The sequence below is a fragment of the Gardnerella sp. 26-12 genome (assembly GCF_001660745.1).
GTDB lineage: Bacteria > Actinomycetota > Actinomycetes > Actinomycetales > Bifidobacteriaceae > Bifidobacterium > Bifidobacterium swidsinskii.
On the sequence record NZ_LWSR01000080.1, the window covers coordinates 1 to 3,003 of the forward strand.

Consider the following 3,003-nt stretch of genomic DNA (forward strand, 5'->3'; position numbering starts at 1 on the left):
ACTTAAACCAGTAATTTCTATTAATAACATCGATCATTTCAACTAATTGCTTTGTTTCTGCAATATCATGAGCACGTATTACACGTCCACCAGCCATAAACATCGCTGTTTCTGCAACTAAAGTGACAGGCAAACGATCTTCTTTATCTAAATTAAAAAGCTTCTTACCAAAGCCTTTTCTAGAAATCGCAACCAGTATTGGTCGACCAAAACGATGCAATTGATTAATATTGCGCATCATTGCATAATCTTGTTCACCATCAGCAACCTTTGCATAGCCAATTCCTTGATCAAGAATAATCCTATTTAAGTCAACTCCTCCATCAACAAGCATTTTTAAATTATCGCTAAAGAATTGACACATAACCTTTGTTAAATTGTCATATTCTGTATCTCTATTGCTATGCATTGTTACTAATCCAACGTTAGAATCTGCCATAAGCTTTACTTTTTCTGGAGAATCAAACGCACGAACATCATTTATAATATCTACGCCAGCTTCAATTGCAGCTTCCATTACAGGTAACTTGTAAGTGTCTACTGCTACAGCAATTTGAGGATAATTTTTGTGAATATACTTAATAGCAGGTATAACGCGACTTATTTCCTCTTCTGGAGTAATTTCTAAATAACCGCCAGGTTTTGTAGTTTGACCGCCTACTTCTATAACATCAGCACCAGCTTCAACTATTTCTTTAATATGGCTATTTACTTCGTCTTCACTTTGGTACTTGCCGCCATCATAGAATGAGTCAGGAGTAATATTCAAAATCGCGTAAACTATCGGCTTGTCAAGTGTATCAAAGCAGAATCGCCCTGCATTCCACACAATTGCTTTTTGCTTTAATAGCGAGCGCAAACTTGCAAGTAATTCTTGATCTTCGTACCATGCTTTTTCGCACTCTTGCATAAAAGGTTTAAGAGCAATAAGCGGCAAAATAAAGTCAATAGAAGACTCGGAAACTTTGATAGCTGTATCAAAATGATCGAGAAAATCAGCTACTTTGTTTAAATCGTTTTCACTAATATTTTCCCACGTGCATAAAATTTTTTGATTTACGCAAAGATCCTGCAGTAACGCTATATCTGCAATATTTTTAGAAGACGCATTCTCCAAATTGCTTTCAATAATTCGCATTTGTATTCTTTCTTTCTMWWWYYTMWTATTTAAAACATTTGATTCAGGCTGTATTGATACCTGATTTGTTGAAGTATTGTAAGTTGCTTGTATAACAGTTATCTGATCATCGTTTGCGCAATATACTGGTACTTTTGTGTGCTGAGAGTTACTAAGTATTATCAATAGTTCCTTGCACTCGTTATTATGTGCGACTATATGTACGGCTTCTACATTGCCACTGAAATCACTAACTGTTTTGTGCCAATCAAGCATTGGAGAAAGTTTAATAATTACTATTTCTGCTTTAGTGAGCAACTGATTTTTAAGATCTAATACGTTTGGAGTGCAATCTTCAATAGCGTATGTGCGAGATCCTTGTTTGTTACGGCGAGCTGGATCAACGTATATTATCGTTGACTTAGGAATATTTTTGAGTGCATCAAGGCTATTGTTGTTGTAGCATTTTACGTTTGTAATACCAAGTGCATTCATATTGTGATGTGCAATGCTAGAAAGTTCGTTTTGCTGTTCAATACAAATAGCAGAATCGAAAACTTCAGACATTATTGTGCAATCAACTCCAAAGCCGCCAGTAAGGTCCACAAGTGTGCTACTAAAATTTTCTGAATTTAATTTGTTGAGTAATTCTTTTGCAACATTTGCTTTGTATTGTGCTGTTGATTGAGAAGAACACTGTTCCATAGAAATGTGTGCAGGATATATGACTTCGTTGCAGGAAGCCCATTTTGGCAGTTTTTGTTGCGCAATCTGTCTACCTGCTATTTGGTTAATTGCAAACGGTATGTCGATATTCGCGTTGCGTGGAGCTTTAAGAGCAGCTTTGCTTGGCGACAATTGTGCGTTTTCTTTAATAAAAGTGAGTGTAGAAGCGTTTGCTGGTTCGATTGTTTTTGGAACTTGAAGTGTAGGCATGAATCTCATTCCTTATTGAGGTGTAGAAAATTTTAGAGCAAGTAAATTTTAAAATTATGTAGTCGATAGTTTAGTCCACAAAAAACTTAAATTGTGGATAACTCTTATACACTTGTGCACAGGTTCACAAAAGGCAAGTTATCAACGTTTGTGATTAACTATGTGGATAACTTATATAGTTGTCACCAATTTAGGCACAACTTATACACAATCCTGTGCACATTGGTGGAAAACTACACGTGTGTAATTTAATAAATCATGCCTTCAAACAAAACATTGCACAAGCAGTGAGAATAGCAAATAGTGATACAAAATATACTAAGAAACGCGTATTAAACGAAGCTTTTTTAAGTAGCGGATTTTGTACTCCGAGCAATGCTGCAATTGCAGTACCTGAAATTAAGCCTCCAACGTGTGATTGCCAAGCGATATTAGGTACAATAATTGGCATAGCGAGAGTAATAGCAATCCAAATAATTGTTCCTCGCATGTTTTCTCCTAGTCGCCATTGTGCTACGAGAAGTGCACCTATAAGCCCCATAATAGCTCCCGAAGCACCGTATGAAGCAACGAACCAATTATTAGTGAGTTTGCACCATACGATATCAGCTACGCTTCCGCCAAAGCCGGATATTAAATACAATCCAAAAAACTTCCATTTACCGAAGAATCGTTCTAATTCAACTCCGAGCGACCAAAGACATAGCATATTGAAGAAAATATGGGTTAAATTTGGTGCGTGAACAAACATTGATGTGAACCAAGTCCAAGGTGTTTGTAACGCAGTGATTGGAAGAAACGCAGTATAGCTTATTAGAGTCGAATAATAATTTGGATAGGCAAAGTTCAGTATCATTTCCAATATCCAAATAAAAATGCATGAATATACTAAAATGGCTGTGGTTGTGTTAAAACGAAATCTTATATTATTTAAAATATTTTTAATATCA

The 3,003-nt window shown here is 35.8% G+C and carries 2 protein-coding genes and 1 pseudogene; all 3 read right to left on the reverse strand.

The annotated features are described in order from the left end of the window. A partial coding sequence (folP, locus tag A5295_RS06585) for a dihydropteroate synthase (protein ID WP_004111416.1) occupies positions 1-1,138 on the reverse strand: 1,138 nt, incomplete at its 3' end. Positions 1,139-1,186: 48 nt separating this feature from the next. Beyond that, a pseudogene (locus A5295_RS06590) lies at positions 1,187-2,053 on the reverse strand (SAM-dependent methyltransferase); the annotation flags it as partial. 256 nt (positions 2,054-2,309) lie between these two features. Next, positions 2,310-3,003 (reverse strand): rhomboid family intramembrane serine protease (locus A5295_RS04460; protein ID WP_156518086.1); only part of this gene is annotated, 694 nt, incomplete at its 5' end.